The 17,143-nt window shown below is 56.9% G+C and carries 15 protein-coding genes; 9 read left to right on the forward strand and 6 right to left on the reverse strand.

Features of this window, described 5'->3' with window-relative positions; all coding sequences use genetic code 11:
• The first annotated feature begins 184 nt into the window (after positions 1–184).
• The 9 genes from ptsG (at position 185) to B9Y90_RS14695 (ending at position 7,852) form a co-directional block, all read left to right on the forward strand.
• The gene (ptsG, locus tag B9Y90_RS14655) at positions 185–1,618 is read left to right on the forward strand and encodes a PTS glucose transporter subunit IIBC (protein WP_039291936.1); all 1,434 of its coding nucleotides are present in this window, start codon (positions 185–187) and stop codon (positions 1,616–1,618) included.
• A 171-nt stretch (positions 1,619–1,789) separates the two neighbouring features.
• Positions 1,790–2,146 (forward strand): purine nucleoside phosphoramidase, encoded by a 357-nt coding sequence (gene hinT, locus B9Y90_RS14660; RefSeq protein WP_039291939.1) that lies wholly within the window; start codon positions 1,790–1,792, stop codon positions 2,144–2,146.
• Between the two features lie 4 nt (positions 2,147–2,150).
• The gene (locus tag B9Y90_RS14665) at positions 2,151–2,534 is read left to right on the forward strand and encodes a YcfL family putative periplasmic lipoprotein (RefSeq protein WP_039291943.1); all 384 of its coding nucleotides are present in this window, start codon (positions 2,151–2,153) and stop codon (positions 2,532–2,534) included.
• A complete protein-coding gene (gene lpoB, locus B9Y90_RS14670) occupies positions 2,531–3,172 on the forward strand; it encodes a penicillin-binding protein activator LpoB (RefSeq protein ID WP_039291945.1) in 642 nt (213 codons plus the stop codon). Before B9Y90_RS14665 ends, lpoB begins: the two co-directional genes overlap by 4 nt.
• On the forward strand, positions 3,150–4,010 hold the full coding sequence (thiK, locus tag B9Y90_RS14675; RefSeq protein ID WP_085541651.1) for a thiamine kinase: 861 nt from the start codon (positions 3,150–3,152) through the stop codon (positions 4,008–4,010). The genes lpoB and thiK overlap by 23 nt, the downstream gene beginning before the upstream one ends.
• On the forward strand, positions 3,998–5,020 hold the full coding sequence (nagZ, locus tag B9Y90_RS14680; protein WP_085541652.1) for a beta-N-acetylhexosaminidase: 1,023 nt from the start codon (positions 3,998–4,000) through the stop codon (positions 5,018–5,020). Before thiK ends, nagZ begins: the two co-directional genes overlap by 13 nt.
• A 21-nt stretch (positions 5,021–5,041) precedes the next feature.
• Complete coding sequence (gene ycfP, locus B9Y90_RS14685) at positions 5,042–5,584, forward strand: alpha/beta hydrolase YcfP (protein WP_039291956.1); 543 nt, start codon at positions 5,042–5,044, stop codon at positions 5,582–5,584.
• A gap of 214 nt (positions 5,585–5,798) precedes the next feature.
• Positions 5,799–7,103 carry an NAD(P)/FAD-dependent oxidoreductase gene (locus B9Y90_RS14690; protein ID WP_085541653.1) on the forward strand — a complete coding sequence of 435 codons (1,305 nt, stop codon included), beginning with the start codon at positions 5,799–5,801 and terminating at the stop codon, positions 7,101–7,103.
• Positions 7,104–7,315: 212 nt separating this feature from the next.
• Complete coding sequence (locus B9Y90_RS14695) at positions 7,316–7,852, forward strand: glycine zipper 2TM domain-containing protein (RefSeq protein WP_071842726.1); 537 nt, start codon at positions 7,316–7,318, stop codon at positions 7,850–7,852.
• Between the two features lie 45 nt (positions 7,853–7,897).
• Here B9Y90_RS14695 and B9Y90_RS14700 read toward each other — a convergent pair whose 3' ends face one another.
• The 6 genes from B9Y90_RS14700 to iucA all read right to left on the reverse strand — a co-directional run bounded on the left by B9Y90_RS14700 (position 7,898) and on the right by iucA (position 17,136).
• The gene (locus B9Y90_RS14700; protein ID WP_085541654.1) at positions 7,898–8,917 is read right to left on the reverse strand and encodes a Gfo/Idh/MocA family oxidoreductase; all 1,020 of its coding nucleotides are present in this window, start codon (positions 8,915–8,917) and stop codon (positions 7,898–7,900) included.
• A gap of 130 nt (positions 8,918–9,047) precedes the next feature.
• Positions 9,048–11,249, reverse strand: coding sequence for a ferric aerobactin receptor IutA (gene iutA / locus B9Y90_RS14705; RefSeq protein ID WP_085541655.1), 2,202 nt, complete (start codon positions 11,247–11,249; stop codon positions 9,048–9,050).
• Positions 11,250–11,371: 122 nt separating this feature from the next.
• Positions 11,372–12,727: an NADPH-dependent L-lysine N(6)-monooxygenase gene (gene iucD / locus B9Y90_RS14710; protein ID WP_085541656.1), complete on the reverse strand. Its 1,356-nt coding sequence runs from the start codon at positions 12,725–12,727 to the stop codon at positions 11,372–11,374.
• A 3-nt stretch (positions 12,728–12,730) separates the two neighbouring features.
• Positions 12,731–14,464 carry an aerobactin synthase IucC gene (gene iucC, locus B9Y90_RS14715; protein WP_085541657.1) on the reverse strand — a complete coding sequence of 578 codons (1,734 nt, stop codon included), beginning with the start codon at positions 14,462–14,464 and terminating at the stop codon, positions 12,731–12,733.
• A complete protein-coding gene (gene iucB, locus B9Y90_RS14720) occupies positions 14,464–15,411 on the reverse strand; it encodes a N(6)-hydroxylysine O-acetyltransferase (RefSeq protein WP_085541658.1) in 948 nt (315 codons plus the stop codon). The genes iucC and iucB overlap by 1 nt, the downstream gene beginning before the upstream one ends.
• Positions 15,412–17,136 (reverse strand): aerobactin synthase IucA, encoded by a 1,725-nt coding sequence (gene iucA / locus B9Y90_RS14725; RefSeq protein WP_085541687.1) that lies wholly within the window; start codon positions 17,134–17,136, stop codon positions 15,412–15,414.
• Positions 17,137–17,143: the final 7 nt, after the last annotated feature.

Here is a 17,143-nt window from a genome sequence, read left to right on the forward strand (position 1 = left end):
GAAAGTTTTTCGCGCGATCGGCTGAGAAACGTGATAGCCGTCAAACAAAGTTTTCGTTATTTATTTTACTCTGCGTAATAAATAAAAGGACACTTAGATGTCCTGTTTATGAACCGGTTCTCCCCCCGGTTCGATGCGTAAATGCGTACAAAAAAAGCACAAATACTCAGGAGCACTCTCTATTATGTTTAAGAATGCATTTGCTAACCTGCAAAAGGTGGGTAAATCGCTGATGCTGCCAGTCTCCGTACTGCCTATCGCAGGTATCCTGCTGGGCGTCGGGTCTGCAAACTTCAGCTGGCTGCCGGTCGTTGTCTCTCACGTTATGGCGGAAGCGGGCGGTTCAGTCTTCGCCAACATGCCGCTTATTTTTGCTATCGGTGTGGCGCTGGGCTTCACTAACAACGATGGCGTATCTGCCCTGGCGTCGGTTGTTGCCTATGGCATCATGGTGAAAACCATGGCCGTGGTCGCGCCTCTGGTCCTGCACCTGCCTGCGGAAGAAATTGCAGCTAAACACCTGGCGGATACCGGTGTGCTTGGCGGTATTATCTCCGGTGCAATTGCGGCCTACATGTTCAACCGTTTCTATCGCATCAAGCTGCCTGAGTATCTGGGCTTCTTCGCCGGCAAACGCTTTGTACCGATTATCTCCGGTCTGGCGGCTATCTTCACCGGCGTAGTACTGTCCTTCATCTGGCCACCAATCGGTACCGCTATCCAGACCTTCTCTCAGTGGGCTGCATACCAGAACCCGGTTGTTGCCTTCGGTATCTATGGCTTCATCGAGCGCTGCCTGGTACCGTTTGGTCTGCACCATATCTGGAACGTTCCATTCCAGATGCAGATCGGTGAATACACCAACGCTGCGGGCCAGGTATTCCACGGCGACATCCCTCGCTACATGGCAGGCGACCCAACTGCGGGCAAACTGTCCGGTGGCTTCCTGTTCAAAATGTACGGCCTGCCGGCTGCGGCTATTGCTATCTGGCACTCTGCTAAACCAGAGAACCGTGCAAAAGTGGGCGGGATCATGATCTCCGCGGCGCTGACTTCGTTCCTGACCGGTATCACCGAGCCAATCGAATTCTCCTTCATGTTCGTGGCACCGATTCTGTACGTGATTCACGCGATTCTGGCGGGTCTGGCATTCCCTATCTGTATCCTGCTGGGTATGCGTGACGGGACGTCCTTCTCCCACGGTCTGATTGACTTCATCGTACTGAGCGGTAACAGCAGCAAGCTGTGGCTGTTCCCAATTGTCGGTATCTGCTACGCGATCGTGTACTACACCATCTTCCGCGTACTGATTAAGGCACTGGATCTGAAAACCCCGGGTCGTGAAGACGCCACCGCAGAAACCACCGCTGGCGCAACCAGCGAAATGGCACCTGCTCTGGTTAGCGCATTCGGCGGTAAAGAAAACATCACTAACCTCGACGCTTGTATCACCCGTCTGCGCGTTAGCGTGGCCGACGTGGCTAAAGTTGACCAGGCTGGCCTGAAAAAACTGGGTGCAGCAGGTGTGGTTGTCGCAGGTTCCGGCGTTCAGGCTATTTTCGGCACCAAGTCCGATAACCTGAAAACCGAAATGGATGAGTGGATCCGTAACAACTAAGTTTGTTCGGGGAGCGATAAGGGAGGCGAAAGCCTCCCTTTTTTGTTGCAGAAAAAAGACGAATTTGTTTTAAAGGCCAGCACTTAACGAAAGAAAAGCGCGCAGAAGGTTGAGTCAAGTGAGCGCCTCGCTCATACTCCCAACACCGTTTTCTCCTTCAAGGAACCGCTCATGGCCGAAGAAACTATTTTCAGTAAAATTATTCGTCGTGAAATTCCGGCGGATGTAGTTTACCAGGACGATCTGGTTACCGCGTTTCGTGATATTTCCCCTCAGGCACCGACCCACATCCTTATCATTCCAAACGTGCTTATCCCAACGGCCAATGACGTCAAAGCTGAACATGAGCTTGCGCTAGGGCGGATGATGACCGTTGCAGCTAAAATTGCGGAACAGGAAGGTATCGCCGCTGACGGCTACCGCCTGATCATGAACTGCAACCGTCACGGTGGGCAGGAGGTGTACCATATTCACATGCACCTGCTGGGTGGCCGTCCGTTAGGCCCAATGCTGGCGCATAAGGACTGATCCCATGTCGCGCTTTTCCCTGAGTCTGTTAGCGATGCTGCTGGTGGCGGGCTGTAGTTCTCGCCCTGCCATTCCGGTAAACAACGACCAAACCCTGGTCATGGAATCTGCGGTGTTAGCGGCCGGGATTAGCGCGGAAAAACCGGATATCTCTCAGCAGAACGGTGCCACGGTGGCCGAATCATCGCTGTATAATGAGCAGCATAAGCCGGTCACGCTGTACTACCGTTTCTATTGGTACGATGCAAAAGGGCTGGAAATCCACCCGCTTGAAAAAGTACGTACCGTTACCCTCCCGGGGCAGTCTTCGCAGCGCATTGACTCGACTGCAGCCTGGCCGGGGGCCAAAAAAGTACGTCTTTCTCTCTCTGTAAGGAGCGAATTTTGATTAGGGGACTTCATCGTTATCTGGCCGTCACTGCGGTGGCGCTGATCCTGACCGGGTGTATTAATCGCGGCGAACAGCCTGCCCCGGTAGAAGAAGCCAAACCTGGCGTAGAGCAGCCTGCTCAGCCGGAGCCTACCGTGCCAACGGTACCGACCGTGCCGACGCAGCCTGGCCCTGTGGAACAGCCAGAGCCTACTATTCCGGCTCAGCCTAAGGTTCGCACCTACGACTGGAACAGTGCCATGCAGCCGATGGTCGGTAAAATGCTGCAGGCTGATGGCGTGACGCCGGGTAGCGTGTTGCTGGTGGACAGCGTCAACAACCGCACTAACGGCAGCCTGCAAACCAGCAGCGCGACGGAAGCCCTGCGCGGTGCGCTGGCCAACAATAATAAGTTCACGCTGGTCTCTGCGCAGCAGCTCTCGATGGCTAAGCAGCAGCTTGGGCTTTCCCCACAGGACAGCTTAGGCACGCGAAGCAAAGCCATTGGGATTGCGCGTAACACCGGCGCCCAGTACGTGCTTTACACCAACGCCAGCGGCAACGTGAACACGCCTACGCTGAAAATGCAGCTGATGCTGGTGCAAACCGGCGAAATCATCTGGTCGGGTAGCGGTGCTGTTCAGCAAACCAACTAAAGCATCGCTCGATGCGGCAGTGACTCGATACCTTCCGGCGGCTCAGGCCGCCGGTTGTGTTTCCGCGCTCGAAGGATTGAGCGGGACAAGTTACCGCGTGGATACAGGATCAGGGCTCTTTACGGCAAGAAAGCTGCCCGAACAGCGTTTACCTGGGATTTCCCTTCGGCGGCATCATCGCGCTCTCAGGCAGTTGCCTGGCGGTATTGCGCCTGAGCCCTGGTGCCTGGCGGAAGGCTGGCTGTTCACCCGCTGGCTTGACGGCGAGGTTTTGCCGAACCTGGCCCCGCTCACTGAATTAACGGGCTTATTGTATTATCTTCACCGGCAGAAACCGTTTGGTTGGCGCATAAGCCTGGTCCCGCTGCTTGAGTTTTACTGGCAGGAAAGTGACCCGAACAGGCGAACCCTGGCCTGGCTGCGTGAATTAAAACGCCTGAAGCGTTGCAAGGAGCCCCGGCCTCTTCGGCTGGCCCCTCTGCATATGGATGTTCACGCGGGCAATCTGGTGCGGCAACCGGGCAATCGTCTGGGGCTTATAGACTGGGAATACGCCGGAGACGGCGATATTGCGCTGGAGCTGGCCGCCGTGCTGGCGGCGAACGCTGTCGACAGCGAAGCGTTGTTAGCGCTATATGCTGCCCAGGCTTCACTAAGTCTCGAAGCCCTGCGCCTGCAGGTTGCGCGCTGGCGGCCATGGATAACGTTACTTATGGCGTCCTGGTATGAATGCCGCTGGCGGCAAACCGGGGAGCAACATTTTATTACGCTGGCAGACGACGCATGGTGCGCGCTGCGGGCGAGCAAACATCAGGAGAGAGTATTGTGGGCCCAGTAATGTTGGATGTGGCTGGCTTCGAGCTGGATGCGGAAGAGCGTGAAATTTTGCAGCACCCGCTGGTGGGCGGTTTGATTCTTTTTACCCGCAACTACCACGACCCGGAGCAGCTGCGTGAGCTGGTCAGCCAGATCCGTGAAGCTTCGCGTCATCGTCTGGTTGTCGCCGTCGATCAGGAAGGCGGCCGCGTGCAGCGCTTCCGCGAAGGGTTTACCCGTCTGCCTGCGGCACAATCTTTTGCGGCACTCCGTGGCCTGGAAGAGGGCGGTAAGCTGGCAGCAGAGGCAGGCTGGCTAATGGCGAGCGAAATGATCGCCATGGATATCGACATCAGCTTTGCGCCGGTGCTGGATATCGGGCACATCAGCGCGGCCATTGGGGAACGCTCTTACCACGAAGATCCGGCCAAAGCGCTGGTAATGGCCACGCATTTTATCGACGGGATGCATGCTGCGGGCATGAAAACCACCGGCAAACACTTCCCGGGCCACGGGGCGGTTACCGCCGATTCCCACAAAGAAACCCCTCACGACCCACGCCCGAAGGCGGAAATTCGCGAGCATGACATGCGCATTTTTGCCTCGCTGATTAGCGAGAATAAGCTGGATGCCATCATGCCTGCGCACGTTATCTATGATGAAGTTGATCCTCGCCCGGCAAGCGGCTCTGAGTATTGGCTGAAAACGGTCCTGCGCGGCGAGCTGGGCTTTAATGGCGTGATTTTCTCCGACGATTTGTCGATGGAAGGCGCGGCTATCATGGGCAGCTATGCCGAACGCGGTCAGGCATCGCTGGACGCCGGTTGCGATATGATCCTCGTCTGCAATAATCGTAAAGGGGCGGTGAGCGTGCTGGATAACCTGTCGCCGGTCAAAGCAGAGCGTGTTACAGGTTTGTATCATAAAGGGTCATTTACCCGCGATGAGCTGCGTTCATCCGATCGCTGGAAGCAGGTGAACCAGCAGCTGGAAGCGCTGCACGAGCAGTGGCAGGCGCATAAAGCGGGCTAATATTCATGTGGTGAGGATGCGATGATTATCTATTTGCACGGTTTTGACTCAAACAGTCCCGGTAACCATGAAAAAGTGCTGCAGCTTCAGTTTATCGACCCCGATGTGCGGCTGATTAGCTACAGTACGCTGCATCCGAAGCACGACATGCAGCATCTGCTGAAGGAAGTCGACAAGATGCAGCAGCTTACCGACGACGAACGCCCCTTAATTTGCGGCGTCGGCCTCGGTGGGTTCTGGGCGGAGCGCATTGGTTTTCTCTGCGATATGCGGCAGGTTATTTTTAACCCGAACCTTTACCCCCATGAAAACATGGAAGGGAAGATCGACCGGCCGGAAGAGTACGCGGATATCACCACCAAGTGCGTGCAAAACTTCCGTGAGAAGAACCGCGACCGCTGCCTGGCTATTCTGTCGCGCAACGACGAAGCGCTGGACAATCGGCGCACGGCAGAGGCGCTGCATCACTACTATGAAATCGTCTGGGACGAGCAGCAAACCCACAAATTCAAAAATATTTCCCCGCATTTACAGCGCATTAAAGCTTTTAAAACCTTAGGTTAATTTTCCCGCGCAATAACATAGGCCAGCCTAGCGCTGGCCTTTTTGTTTATCTTTTCGGCATAAAAATTGATGTACATCAATTTTGGTATGACCAATGCACCCTTCATGTTATTCTCGATAAAGTTTGGCGTTAAACGTGCAGTAACCCTTTGTTAATTAAAGGTTATTTAGATAACTTTTAATTAACAATTGGTTAATATTTTAGGGGGTCAAGTTGACTACACCATTGAAAAAAATAGTGATTGTTGGCGGCGGCGCTGGTGGTCTGGAGCTGGCGACTCAGTTGGGTAAAAAACTGGGACGCGGCAAAAAAGCCAAAATTACTCTGGTCGATCGCAACCACAGCCACCTGTGGAAACCGCTGCTGCATGAAGTGGCCACCGGCTCGCTGGATGAAGGCGTGGATGCGCTGAGTTACCTGGCCCACGCGCGCAATCATCATTTCCAGTTCCAGCTGGGTTCCGTGGTGGATATCAACCGCGAAAGCAAAACGCTGACCATTGCCGAACTGCGCGATGAAAAGGGCGAGCTGCTGGTGCCTGAGCGCAAGCTGCCTTACGACACGCTGGTGATGGCGCTGGGGAGTACCTCCAACGACTTCAACACGCCTGGCGTGAAAGAGAACTGCATCTTCCTCGACAACCCGCATCAGGCGCGTCGTTTCCATTCTGAGATGTTGAACCTGTTCCTGAAATACTCCGCCAACCTCGGCGCGAACGGGAAAGTTAATATCGCTATCGTGGGCGGTGGCGCGACGGGCGTTGAGCTGTCTGCGGAACTGCATAACGCCGTTAAACAGCTGCACAGCTACGGCTACAAAGGGCTGACCAACGAAGCGCTGAACGTCACGCTTGTGGAAGCCGGGGAACGTATTCTGCCTGCGCTGCCGCCGCGTATTTCTGCCGCCGCGCACAGCGAACTGACCAAGCTTGGCGTTCGCGTGCTGACGCAAACCATGGTCACCAGCGCTGAAGCGCATGGCCTGAATACCAAAGACGGCGAGTTTATTGCAGCGGATCTGATGGTCTGGGCGGCAGGTATTAAAGCGCCAGATTTCATGAAAGAGATCGGCGGGCTTGAAACTAACCGCATTAATCAGCTGGTGGTTGAGCCGACGTTGCAGACCACGCGTGACCCGGACATCTACGCTATCGGCGACTGTGCGTCCTGCGCTCGCCCGGAAGGCGGTTTCGTGCCTCCTCGCGCTCAGGCAGCGCACCAGATGGCTTCCCGCGCGCTGACTAACATTCTCGCGCAGATGAAAGGCCAGCCGCTCAAAGCTTACAGCTATAAAGACCACGGCTCACTGGTGTCATTGTCCAAATTCTCCACCGTGGGCAGCCTGATGGGTAACCTGATGCGCGGCTCAATGATGGTGGAAGGCCGCATCGCCCGCTTCGTGTACATCTCTCTGTACCGTATGCACCAGATTGCGCTGCACGGCTACTTCAAAACTGGCCTGATGATGCTGGTGGGCAGCATCAACCGCGTGATTCGTCCGCGCCTGAAGCTGCACTAAGTTTTATTCCCTTCCGAAACCCGGCCATCGCGCCGGGTTTTTTATTGCCAATGAACAGCATAAAACTCGGCATATTCCTGGCTGATTGATCGGAGTTGTCTTAAACACGCGTTTTCACCGCACGATCCCGCACTTTTGATCCGTTGTCTGATTTCTCAATATTGTCACCGCAGTGCAAAATTAGGTTAATAACAAGGTCAGGAGGATGTCCTGTGAATAAATCAATGTTAGCGGGTATAGGTATTGGCGTGGCCGCTGCGCTGGGCGTGGCTGCGGTAGCCAGTTTGAATGTATTTGACCGTGGTCCTCAGTATGCACAGGTGGTGTCAGCGACGCCAATCAAGGAAACGGTTAAAACACCGCGTCAGGAGTGCCGCAACGTGGCCGTGACGCACCGGAAACCTGTTCAGGATGAGAACCGTATTTTAGGTTCTGCTCTGGGCGCGGTAGCCGGGGGCGTGATTGGTCATCAGTTTGGCGGTGGACGTGGGAAGGATGTTGCCACGGTTGTGGGCGCACTGGGCGGCGGTTATGCCGGAAACCAGGTGCAGGGCGCGATGCAGGATGGGGATACCTACACCACCACCCAGCAGCGCTGTAAGACCGTGTATGACAAATCAGAAAAAATGCTCGGTTATGATGTGACCTACAAAATCGGCGATCAGCAGGGCAAAATCCGCATGGATAAAGACCCTGGCACCCAGATCCCGCTGGACAGCAAAGGCCAGCTGGTGCTCAACAAAGCCTGATATCGAGGCTTAAAACAAACCCGCCCTCCGGCGGGTTTTGTGTTTCTAGTGCTCGCCGCGCAGCGTTTGCTGCAGCGTCAATAAAGCCCTGACTTCCTGAATTCTGCGGCGGGTTAAGGCGGGAATCGCCTCTGGATCCTGCTCAAACAGCGTTTTGCCAGCAAAAATAATCTCTCCGAGGCAGCGGTCGTACAGCGGCCCGCTTATATCCAGTTTTACCTCTTCGTCAACACTCAGGGTTTCGTCCACTCCACGTCGGTCAACGGCAATCAGTCTGCCATCTTTTAGCACAATGTTGATGCCTTTTTGCCCACCGGCTGGCCCGGCATATTTGTTCAGTTGCAGCACGCAGGGTATGCCGCCCATCTCCCCTCGTAGCAGCGCCTGGCCTTCTGCCGTGGTGACATCGCCGGGCAAAATACTGTTGCCGAGCCGGTCTTTGGCAAGCAGCAACTCCAGCTCTAGCGCTTCACCAGCACCCACCTGCATCAGCGTTTCCCGCATCATCGCCAGCACGTGCGTGCCGATGTCCACGATAACGCCGTCCGGGTGGCGCAGCTCGCGAGTATCGGGCTCGCCGGTGGCAAAATTCAGCGCAATGGGCTCTCCGGCGGCATTAAACCCGCTGGGTTCCAGCAGGAATCCCTCGATACGATCGATATCTTCAAGGCGGTCGATAAAACGTGCCGCATCGGTTCTTACCATCCAGTGATCCAGCGCGAGCACTCGCGCGGCAATGGCCGGATCGCATAACAATGATGCCAGTTCGTCGAGTTGCTGAAGCGTTGCCGCGACGGGTTTTTCCACCACGATGGGCACTGAACTTTGCTGTAAAACCTGTTTCAGCATCGGCCAATGCTGGAGCGATGAGGTGGTGATAAACACCAGATCAAGCGGCAGCGCCAGAAGCTGGGTTAAGGAGGGGAGAAGCGTGATGACATCAGAGCGGTAGCGCGGGGCGGGATCAAACCCATAGCAAACTACATCTCGTCGGGAAAGCCGCTGAATCGCCGGCAGGTAAGCCGTTTCTATCACGCTGCCCACGCCAATAAACCCAATGTGCATATCGTCTCCGGTCATAAGAGAGGAAAATATCCCTTATTTTTAAAAGACTATTTTGTGCGGGTCGAGGGATAAACTGTTAGGAAGGGTAAGCGTGTGAACTTGCCCGGCAACTGCCGGGCAAGGAAGAGGCTTAGAACAGTACGGAGTAGTTCATGCCGAAGGTACGGCCACGGCCTTTGTAGTCATACAGCGAAGCAGGACCGTAGCCTGGGCTGTAGTACAACGGCGCACGCTGGCCCCAAACGGTGGTGTAATCACGGTCAAAGACGTTTTCGACGCTAAAGCTGAGTTTACCCACCGGAAGCTCGTAGCTGCCGAGCAAATCAACAGTCGTGTAACCGTCGATGCTATAGCCTGCCGCGTCGCTCACGTTAAACGAAGTTGTGCTCTGCACTCGAAGGCTCCACGGATCCGGCGCCCAGCCAATATAAGCAGTCGCTTTCGATGGGCTGGCGACTTTCACGTCATATTTCTGCCAGCTACCGTTAACTTTGGATTCCGTTTTCAGGACGTTAAAGTTAGCGCCGGTGCTCCAGTTTGTGTCCGGAATGAAGTAGTCCACTGCGCCTTCCACGCCGTAAATACGGCGCTTGTCGTCAACAACGCTGATGGTCAGGTCTTTATTCGCCAGCACGCTCTTATCGGACAGCGAATAGTAGGCAGCAATCTGCGTACGCAGGCTGTCGCCGGTGTAACGCCAGCCTAGTTCGTAGGAATCAACCTTCACGCCCTGCAGTTTGCTCGCGCCGACGTTGACGCTGTTGGTCAGCGGAAAATGGCCGTTAACCGCCGCGCCGTAGGTGCCACGGCCGTAGTATTTACCTGGATCTGGCAACTCTACGCCCTGGGAGAAGTTCAGCCAGGCCTGCTGACGCTCGGTGATGTGCATCAGCAAACCGGCGTTGAAGAGGAAATTGTCGTAGTCGGTGGAGCCGCCAGGAATGGCGTCAGCAGATTTTGCCGTACCGGCTGCAATTTGCTGCTGCTGCGCGAAGCCGATGAAATCATCAATCTTGTTCTCGGTGTACTGGTAACGTACGCCGCCGCTCAGGGTGAAGATCTCGTTGATGTCATAACTGGACTGCAGGAACGCGGCCATGTTGCTAATGTCATACGCCGGATAACGCCCGGTGGTATAGATTTTCTGGTTGTTCAGGCCACCGGAGGCGCTGGCCTGGGCAAGATCGAAGAACATCTGATTAGAGGTGAAGCGCTCGTGGTCCGCGTCCAGCCCGTAGGTCAGCTGCCAGCCGTCGAGCGGCTTGCTGTTCAGCGTCAGCTTAGCGCCGTACTGGTTTGTGTCCTGCTGGGAAGAGGAGAACGCGGTCGCTTTTTTGTTCGCGTTTACCGTCGGGAACGGATAGAACAGCAGCGACTCATCACGGTAGTAAACCTGGCCCACCAGCTCCTGGCCGAGGAGATCGCTGTTGGAATACTGCATGCTGATCAGGTGGCGTTCTGTGCCCGGCACACGGTCAGAGTTCAGCCCTTTGCTGACGTACGGGCTGCTCGTCCCGCTGATGGCAGAGAAGTTTTTCCCGAGATTCAGGCCGTAATCGTCGTCGCCCTTACTTTTGTAGTACTGGGTGACTAACTGCAGCTGCTGGTTTTCATCGATGTTCAGCGTCCCGGTGCCCATCACGTCCAGGCGATCGGAATACTGTAAACCGGTCTGGGTGTTGTCGAGCAGGGTGGCATCGCCGTTGCCGTCAAACCAGCCGCCGAATTTCTGATAGGCCACTGACGCACGGCCAGAAATATGGTCGTTCCCGCCGGAAATGGCGCTGGCGACGCGCTCATCGTGGTCTTTGCTGCTGTTAAAGCCGCTCTTGATACCGGTTTCAAACTCTACCTGCGTATCTTTCTGGCCTTTTTTGGTCACGATGTTGATAAGCCCGCCGGTACTGCCGCCGCCGTACAGCGCGGTCGCACCGGAAATGACTTCAATATGATCGATGTTGAACGGATCGATAGAGTCCAACTGGCGGCTGTCGGTACGGGAAGAGTTGAGACGCACGCCGTCAACCAGCACGACCAGCGGGCGACCACGGACGTTCATGCCGTAGTTGGTACGGCTCTGGCTGCTGACGTCGAGGCCGGGGATCAACTGGGCCAGGGCGTCTTTAAACTCTTTGCCGCCCTGGATCTGCTGCTCCAGTTCGGCTTTCTCGATCACCCAGGTGGTCTGGGCCATTTCGGCGACGGTGCGGTTGCTGCGGTTGGCAGAAACCACCATCGTCTCGTCACTGGTTTGCTGTGCCACTGCCGGCGCCATCATGGCGAGCAGTAACGGATTGAGCGCCCAAAGCGTTTGCTTTTTGGTTATCATCATTGTTCCTTCATACGGGCTGACAAACATCGGCCCAAATATGCTGTGTCCTCGTCATTCTTCAATCTGTCACGGGGTTAACGGTTACCCCCGTCCCGCAGCGGTCTGCGTTCCGGGGGATAAACTCAGTTAGCGCCAGGCTGCATTTCGAATGATTTTGAGGAGTAGTGAGTTAAGGACGCAGCGGTATGCTGCGGTTTTTCCCGGCTGCCGCTGCGCCATTGAATCAGCGCGGGCGGCGTACTGAGATCGAACAAATCACGCCCCAGCGCGCGATTCAGAATTTTGGCGGAGCGCCACGCCATCAGGCTCAGCTGCGGCTCGGCAATGCCGTGGGTTTGCATACTGGCGTTGACCGCGAAGATGTTATTTCCGGCCGGGCCGTTCCACTCCAGCGTAAAGTCGTCGCGCACTTTGAAGTTGCACTCATCAAGCATCGTCATGCGCGGCATTAACGGCGAAAGCATCTGCGGCAGCGTCGGGCGGTAGCCTGTGGCGAAAATCACCACGTCGCTGTCCAGCGTGTCATAGCCCTTGTCCAGATGGTGCTCCAGCAGCAGTTGCCAGCCCTGACCGCGGCTTTCAAGGCCGGTGACCGAGCGGCTCGGCAGCAGGCGCGCATTGCGCGGTAACCCCAGCACTTCAAAGCGGTGATACAGCTCGCGGTAGATGGTCAGCAGCGAATCGGCGGTAATGCCGTCGGAGGTCATCTTCTGCTCATCGAGCATTTTCTGCCGAGCGTCTTCATTCAGACCCACAAAGCCAGTGACGTATTCCGGCGTGAAGTATTCGTTGGCAAACGCGGCCTCATCCAGCGCGTTAAAGTTATTGCGGCGTGAAACCCAGTTCACTTCGGCAACCTCGCCCCAGGCGCCACGGAACGCATTCAGGAACAGGTCGGCGCCGCTTTGCCCGCCGCCGACAACCGTGACGCGTTTCCCGGACAGATTCGGCAGGCGCAGGCTCATTTCGCTGGCGTGGAAGCAGGTTGGCGTGGCGGTTTTTACGCACGGCGGCAGGTGAGGCTGTTTGCCAATCCCGAGGCAAATGTTGCGCGCCAGCGTTTCCCCCTGGCCGGTTTGCACCACAAACAGCTTGCGCTGCTCGTCGAAGTCAACGCGCTCAACCGTCTGGTTAAACTGCAGGTTATTCATACCCTCTGCGGCCCAGCGCAGGTAGTCCGAAAACTCATCACGCGAGACGGTGCGCAGCTCAGTGGTCAGAAAACGGTAGAATTTTTTACGTTTCACCAGGTAGTTCACAAAGCTGAACGGACTGGTGGGGGCCACGGCGCTGACCAGGTCTTTCAGGAACATGGTCTGCATATGGCAGTCCGGCACTAGCATGCCCGGGTGCCACGCAAAGTCAGGGCGGCTGTCAAAGAACTGGCTGCTAAATCCCTCTGCTTCGTGAGACAGCGCCGCAATGCTCAGGTTAAACGGGCCGATACCTACGCCAATAAAATCAACAGTGTTTGTCATAATTCAATCCCTGGTTACCAGCCACAGCGGGTTTTGCAGATCCTCGAGGTAATTCGGCAGCATGCGGCTGCCGCCGTCCTGGTCAGGCCAGGTCAGTTTTACCGGGTTCAGCACAACGCGGATGATTTGTGGCTTAAAGAGTGAGAAAAGCGCAAAACGCGCCGACATTTGCGGGTGTTCCTGCATGTAATCACTCAACACTGCGGCCAGCAGCTGATAAAAGCGTCTCTCCGGCACGCCAAGGCGGGCCATGAGCGGCGAAACAAAACGCAGCACCGTCACAAAATGGCCGGTCTGCAAATCATGAATTAAATAGTCGGCGCTCAGGCGGGCGGTTACGTCCCGCACTTCCTGAGGCAGGGAGTCCATCTCCGGGAACTCATCCTTCACCAGACGCATATCACCCTGAAAATCTTTCAGCAGCACGCGCTGCGGCACGCCGTCTTTCATGGCGAGCGTAATATTTTGTCCGTGGGCGATCAGCGCCACGCCGTAGCGGCAGAGCAGGTGATACAGCGGCACCACCACCACGCGGAACATCTGCGTCAGCCAGGCTTCTGCATCCAGGCCAGAGCGGGCAATATAGGCCCCAATCAGCGGCTGATTGTTCTCGTCGCACTCCATCAGGGTCGCCATCAGAATCGGCGTCTCATCAGGCTTCAGCCAGCGAGTCGGGTTCTCGCGCCAGATAACGCCCAGCATCTCCTGGTAGCGATAGGGCGCCTGAGCCAGCGCGGCGTAACCTGTATGAGAAACATAACCGGCAGCCGGTTCGCCGAGGATCACCGCGCCGGTTTTCACCAGCGTGCTGTCGGTAGCGAAGACGTTTTGCAGCCAGCGGGAAGCCAGCGGCCCGGCGGCAATGTACTTGCCCGGAATACCGCGATAGCAGGAGGTGTTGTAAATCGTCAGCGGCAGCTTGATGTCTAAACCGCCCTGGCGGCTGGCGTTGGTCAGGGTACGCAGCGATTGTTGGGCCAGCCACTGGTCGCCAAATTCGCCCAGAGAAACCATCTTGCCTTCGGCGAGATCGGCCACGAAATCGAGCGCGATTTTCTGCTGCCACTGCCACGGATGCACCGGCAGAGGAAGCCAGTTGTCATCCAGGCCATTGTCCTGCCACGCCTGCGTAAAGCGGGCCAGTTCCTGCTCGTCCATCGCGGTGGAGATAAGCTGCTGAATATCCAGCTCGCTGTCGCAGCGCCAGACCATATGCTCGCGTTTGACCGCCAGCCAGTGCAGTTGGAAGGTATTGGCATACTCCGGCGCATAACGCTCCAGCGCCTCTTTGCCCCAGCCGCGACGCCCTTTGTTAAAGGCAAATTTCGGGTGGCCGCTCAGCAGGCACTGCAGGCGGTCGGCGTCGAGGTCGATCAAGTCTTCAGCGCTCATGCCTCGGCGCGCATTCAGCAGCTGCAGGTCGCCCAGCAGCGTGGCGTACAGATCCTGCATATGCTCGGCCACGGTAGCGTCGCTCATCGACAGCACCGGCTTGAGCTGCATGAGCAGCGTCTGCGCCAGCACAGGCTCGTCCGCGCAGCGCAGCGTCTGGGCGTCTACCCACAGCCAGCCCCAGATGCCGCGCTCGGCGTTAAAATGCCACTCGGCCCCGGCTAAGCTGATGCAGTAGCGATTGTCGTCCAGCGATTCGGCCTGAAAAACCTGCTCGTACTCCAGCTCAGCCAGCATTTTTGCTACCAGCTGGCGGTTAACGAAATCCCAGTCCTTGCGATTCATTACAGGCCTACCTCGCTAAAGAAGTTGTGACGGTCCGCCATGACCAGGCGTGAACGCTTGTGCGGGAAGTCAAATTCCTTGCGCGTCGCATAACCCGCTGGCTCCAGATGTTTGAACAGGCGCTGGTTGTCAGCGCGCGGCTCCAGCACGGTGCGCTGGGTGCGCGGCTCGTCCAGCAAGAGATAGTGAGTCAGCCCACGCAGCCAGCTTTGCACATAGTGCGCGCCGCGCCACTGCTGCTCGCCCACCAGCAAATGCAGGCCGCGATCAAAGGGCTGCCATGGATAATGGCGGCCAATGCGATCTTCCGCGGCCCAGTAAATTTCGAAGTAGCTGAACGGCTGGTCGTCAAAGCAGCCGATCAGCGGAAACGCATGTTTCCCGGTGAGCTGACGTTCCAGATACGCGGTTTGTACCTCCAGTGAGCCGCTCTGCTCCCAGAAATACTCCACGCGCGGATCGTTCATCCAGCGGGTAAAACGCTCTGCGTCCTGCACCGGATCGGCCACGCGGAAGCTCAGCGTTTTGCGAACGCGCGGATCGTAGCGGCGGTAAACTTCCCCGGACGGGCGGGCAGGGCGCAGCGGGAAGTAGATCTCGCGCTCAGCGTCAAACACCATTTCGCCGGAAGCGTGCTTAGGCGGAGCGCTGAGCCACAAAGGCAGCTGCCAGAAGGTCGCGCGGTGAACGATGTCGCTTTTTAGCAGATCGAACAGCACCAGCGCCTGCGGCTCTTCCCGCCATTCGGCGTAAGGCAGCACGATGGACGTAAGCTGCGGTGCCGCGACGAACATCTGATCCAACGCATCGCGTAGCCAGCCTGCGGGCAGTTCGCCCGGCCAGTGCAGAACCGCGCCGCCGTCCTGGCCCCAGTTCAGATTCAGAGGCTTATTGAGTTTTTCACAGCGCAGCCCGTGGCCGCCGTGAACAATAGATGCCTGAAACATTCAGCCCTCCTGAGCCAGCAGCGGGTTTACAAAGTCGAAGTAAATGACCGACGGATCGACGATGGTGTTTTCGTTATGGTCGTGCAGGTAGCAGAAGAAGTTCCCCTTCACGTTCCAGTGCGGGCTTTCCAGCACATAGTCGAGGCAGGTTTTATGCGTCACCTCGTCGCGCACGGCGCTAAGCGCGCTGCGTACACGGCTCATCAGGTTCACTTCGCTATCCAGCCCCGCAGCACCCAGCGCGGCGGTGACGGCGAAGGTCGAATTGACCAGCAGGTAGTAAGGGAAGTAGCGCAACAGTTGTTCGCGGGTAAAGACGTTTTCCGCCTGTGCTTCGCCAATAATGTCGAGCCAGCCGGCGGCATGCGGCATAAAGGCGCTGCCCTGGCAGTCACGGTAGATAAGCCCGATCGGCAGATCCTGCTGCATCTCCACCAGAATGTTTTGCTGGTGGGCCAGCAGCACCAGGCCGTAATCCGCTTCTGCGGTAAACAGCGGCTTCAGCACCTGCTGGCAATAGGCATCGACCCAGGCGTGTGCGGCCTGTTTCGGCGTGATCCCCAGGCGAGTGCTAAGGCGGTTCACGGCGGCAACCAGCAGAGAATCTCCGCCGTCAGGGGCTGACTGGGTCAGGGAAACCAGCACGTTAGTCTGGCCCTGCGGCTGCTCAACCAGCAGGTTTTCGCGCAGGGCAAACAGGCTTTCTTCCATGATGTTGCCGTGGAGATCGCGCAGCCCGGCCCAGCCGTCTTCCTGCATCACGCGGAAGGTCGGGAAACGGGCCTGCAGCGTTTGCCAGCGGTCAGTTTGCGCCAGACGTGCCAGGCGCATGCCGCGTTTAACTTCTTTCACCGACAGCGTGCGCACGGAGTTGGTCAGGCGCACGCTCAGGGAGAATTTGATCATGTCACGGCTGGTGGCGCAGTACAGCGAGCGTGAAGATGTGGTCGGTAACCATGGCGCGCCCGCCTCGCCTAAATCTTTCACCAGCCCTTTAGCGACCAGTTGCTGGCACCAGTCCTGCTCCAGCAAATAGCCCGCCTGCCACGGATGCAGCGGGAACAGCCATTGGTTATCGCTCAGTTCACTCAGCAGCTGCGGCGCATTTTCAGCGGCAAAGCGCGTCAGGCGCTGCTGCAGATTGAGATGCAGACTTTCACCCGCCAGGTAGCTTTTATCTACGGCAAACCAGCGCAGCGGGAAGTGGGGGGCGAAGTCAGGCAGGTAGCGCTCGGCTTCCTGCTGGTTAAACGGTTCGTGGGATTTCGGCGCCGGGTGGAAGGCGTGACCCACCAGCAATGCCTGCTCGGCTTCACCAAAATTCAGCGCTTTTTCGCGCAGCCCATTCCAGTCATGACGGGCTTCAATCGCCTGCTGCGTGTGGGCATGGCTTTCCATTACGCGTTGATAAAACGCCTCGCAGCCTGTGGCCGGCAGCATTTGCTGGTGCTGGAGTTTGTCGACAATCAGCTGGGAAAGGGTGGCGAAATCTATCGGCTGGCTGCCGGTGGCATTGACCAGACGAGCCGGGAATTCGAAGCGGTGATGCTGGGTGGGGGAGAAGTAGGCCACCTTGAAGTGGAGCGCCTGCTGTTCCCCCAGGGGAATAATAAGTTCGGCTGGATGGCTGTCGGTCAGTCGCCAGTCGTTGGTTTCACGGACAAGGGAATTAAGAAAGCACTGTGCGGCCACATCCCAGGCCAGCGTTTTATTTGGCAAAGTCATCATCAAA

It is taken from the genome of Cedecea sp. NFIX57 (assembly GCF_900177785.1).
Lineage (GTDB): Bacteria > Pseudomonadota > Gammaproteobacteria > Enterobacterales > Enterobacteriaceae > Cedecea > Cedecea neteri_C.

Bases quoted from the DNA above. Each gene is read 5' to 3' on its own strand.
- B9Y90_RS14665 (WP_039291943.1), top strand. From the start codon at position 2,151: ATGTCGCGCTTTTCCCTGAGTCTGTTAGCGATGCTGCTGGTGGCGGGC.
- iucA (WP_085541687.1), bottom strand. From the start codon at position 17,136: ATGACTTTGCCAAATAAAACGCTGGCCTGGGATGTGGCCGCACAGTGC.
- hinT (WP_039291939.1), top strand. From the start codon at position 1,790: ATGGCCGAAGAAACTATTTTCAGTAAAATTATTCGTCGTGAAATTCCG.
- iucB (WP_085541658.1), bottom strand. From the start codon at position 15,411: ATGTTTCAGGCATCTATTGTTCACGGCGGCCACGGGCTGCGCTGTGAA.
- ycfP (WP_039291956.1), top strand. From the start codon at position 5,042: ATGATTATCTATTTGCACGGTTTTGACTCAAACAGTCCCGGTAACCAT.
- iucC (WP_085541657.1), bottom strand. From the start codon at position 14,464: ATGAATCGCAAGGACTGGGATTTCGTTAACCGCCAGCTGGTAGCAAAA.
- iutA (WP_085541655.1), bottom strand. From the start codon at position 11,249: ATGATGATAACCAAAAAGCAAACGCTTTGGGCGCTCAATCCGTTACTG.
- iucD (WP_085541656.1), bottom strand. From the start codon at position 12,727: ATGACAAACACTGTTGATTTTATTGGCGTAGGTATCGGCCCGTTTAAC.
- ptsG (WP_039291936.1), top strand. From the start codon at position 185: ATGTTTAAGAATGCATTTGCTAACCTGCAAAAGGTGGGTAAATCGCTG.
- B9Y90_RS14700 (WP_085541654.1), bottom strand. From the start codon at position 8,917: ATGCACATTGGGTTTATTGGCGTGGGCAGCGTGATAGAAACGGCTTAC.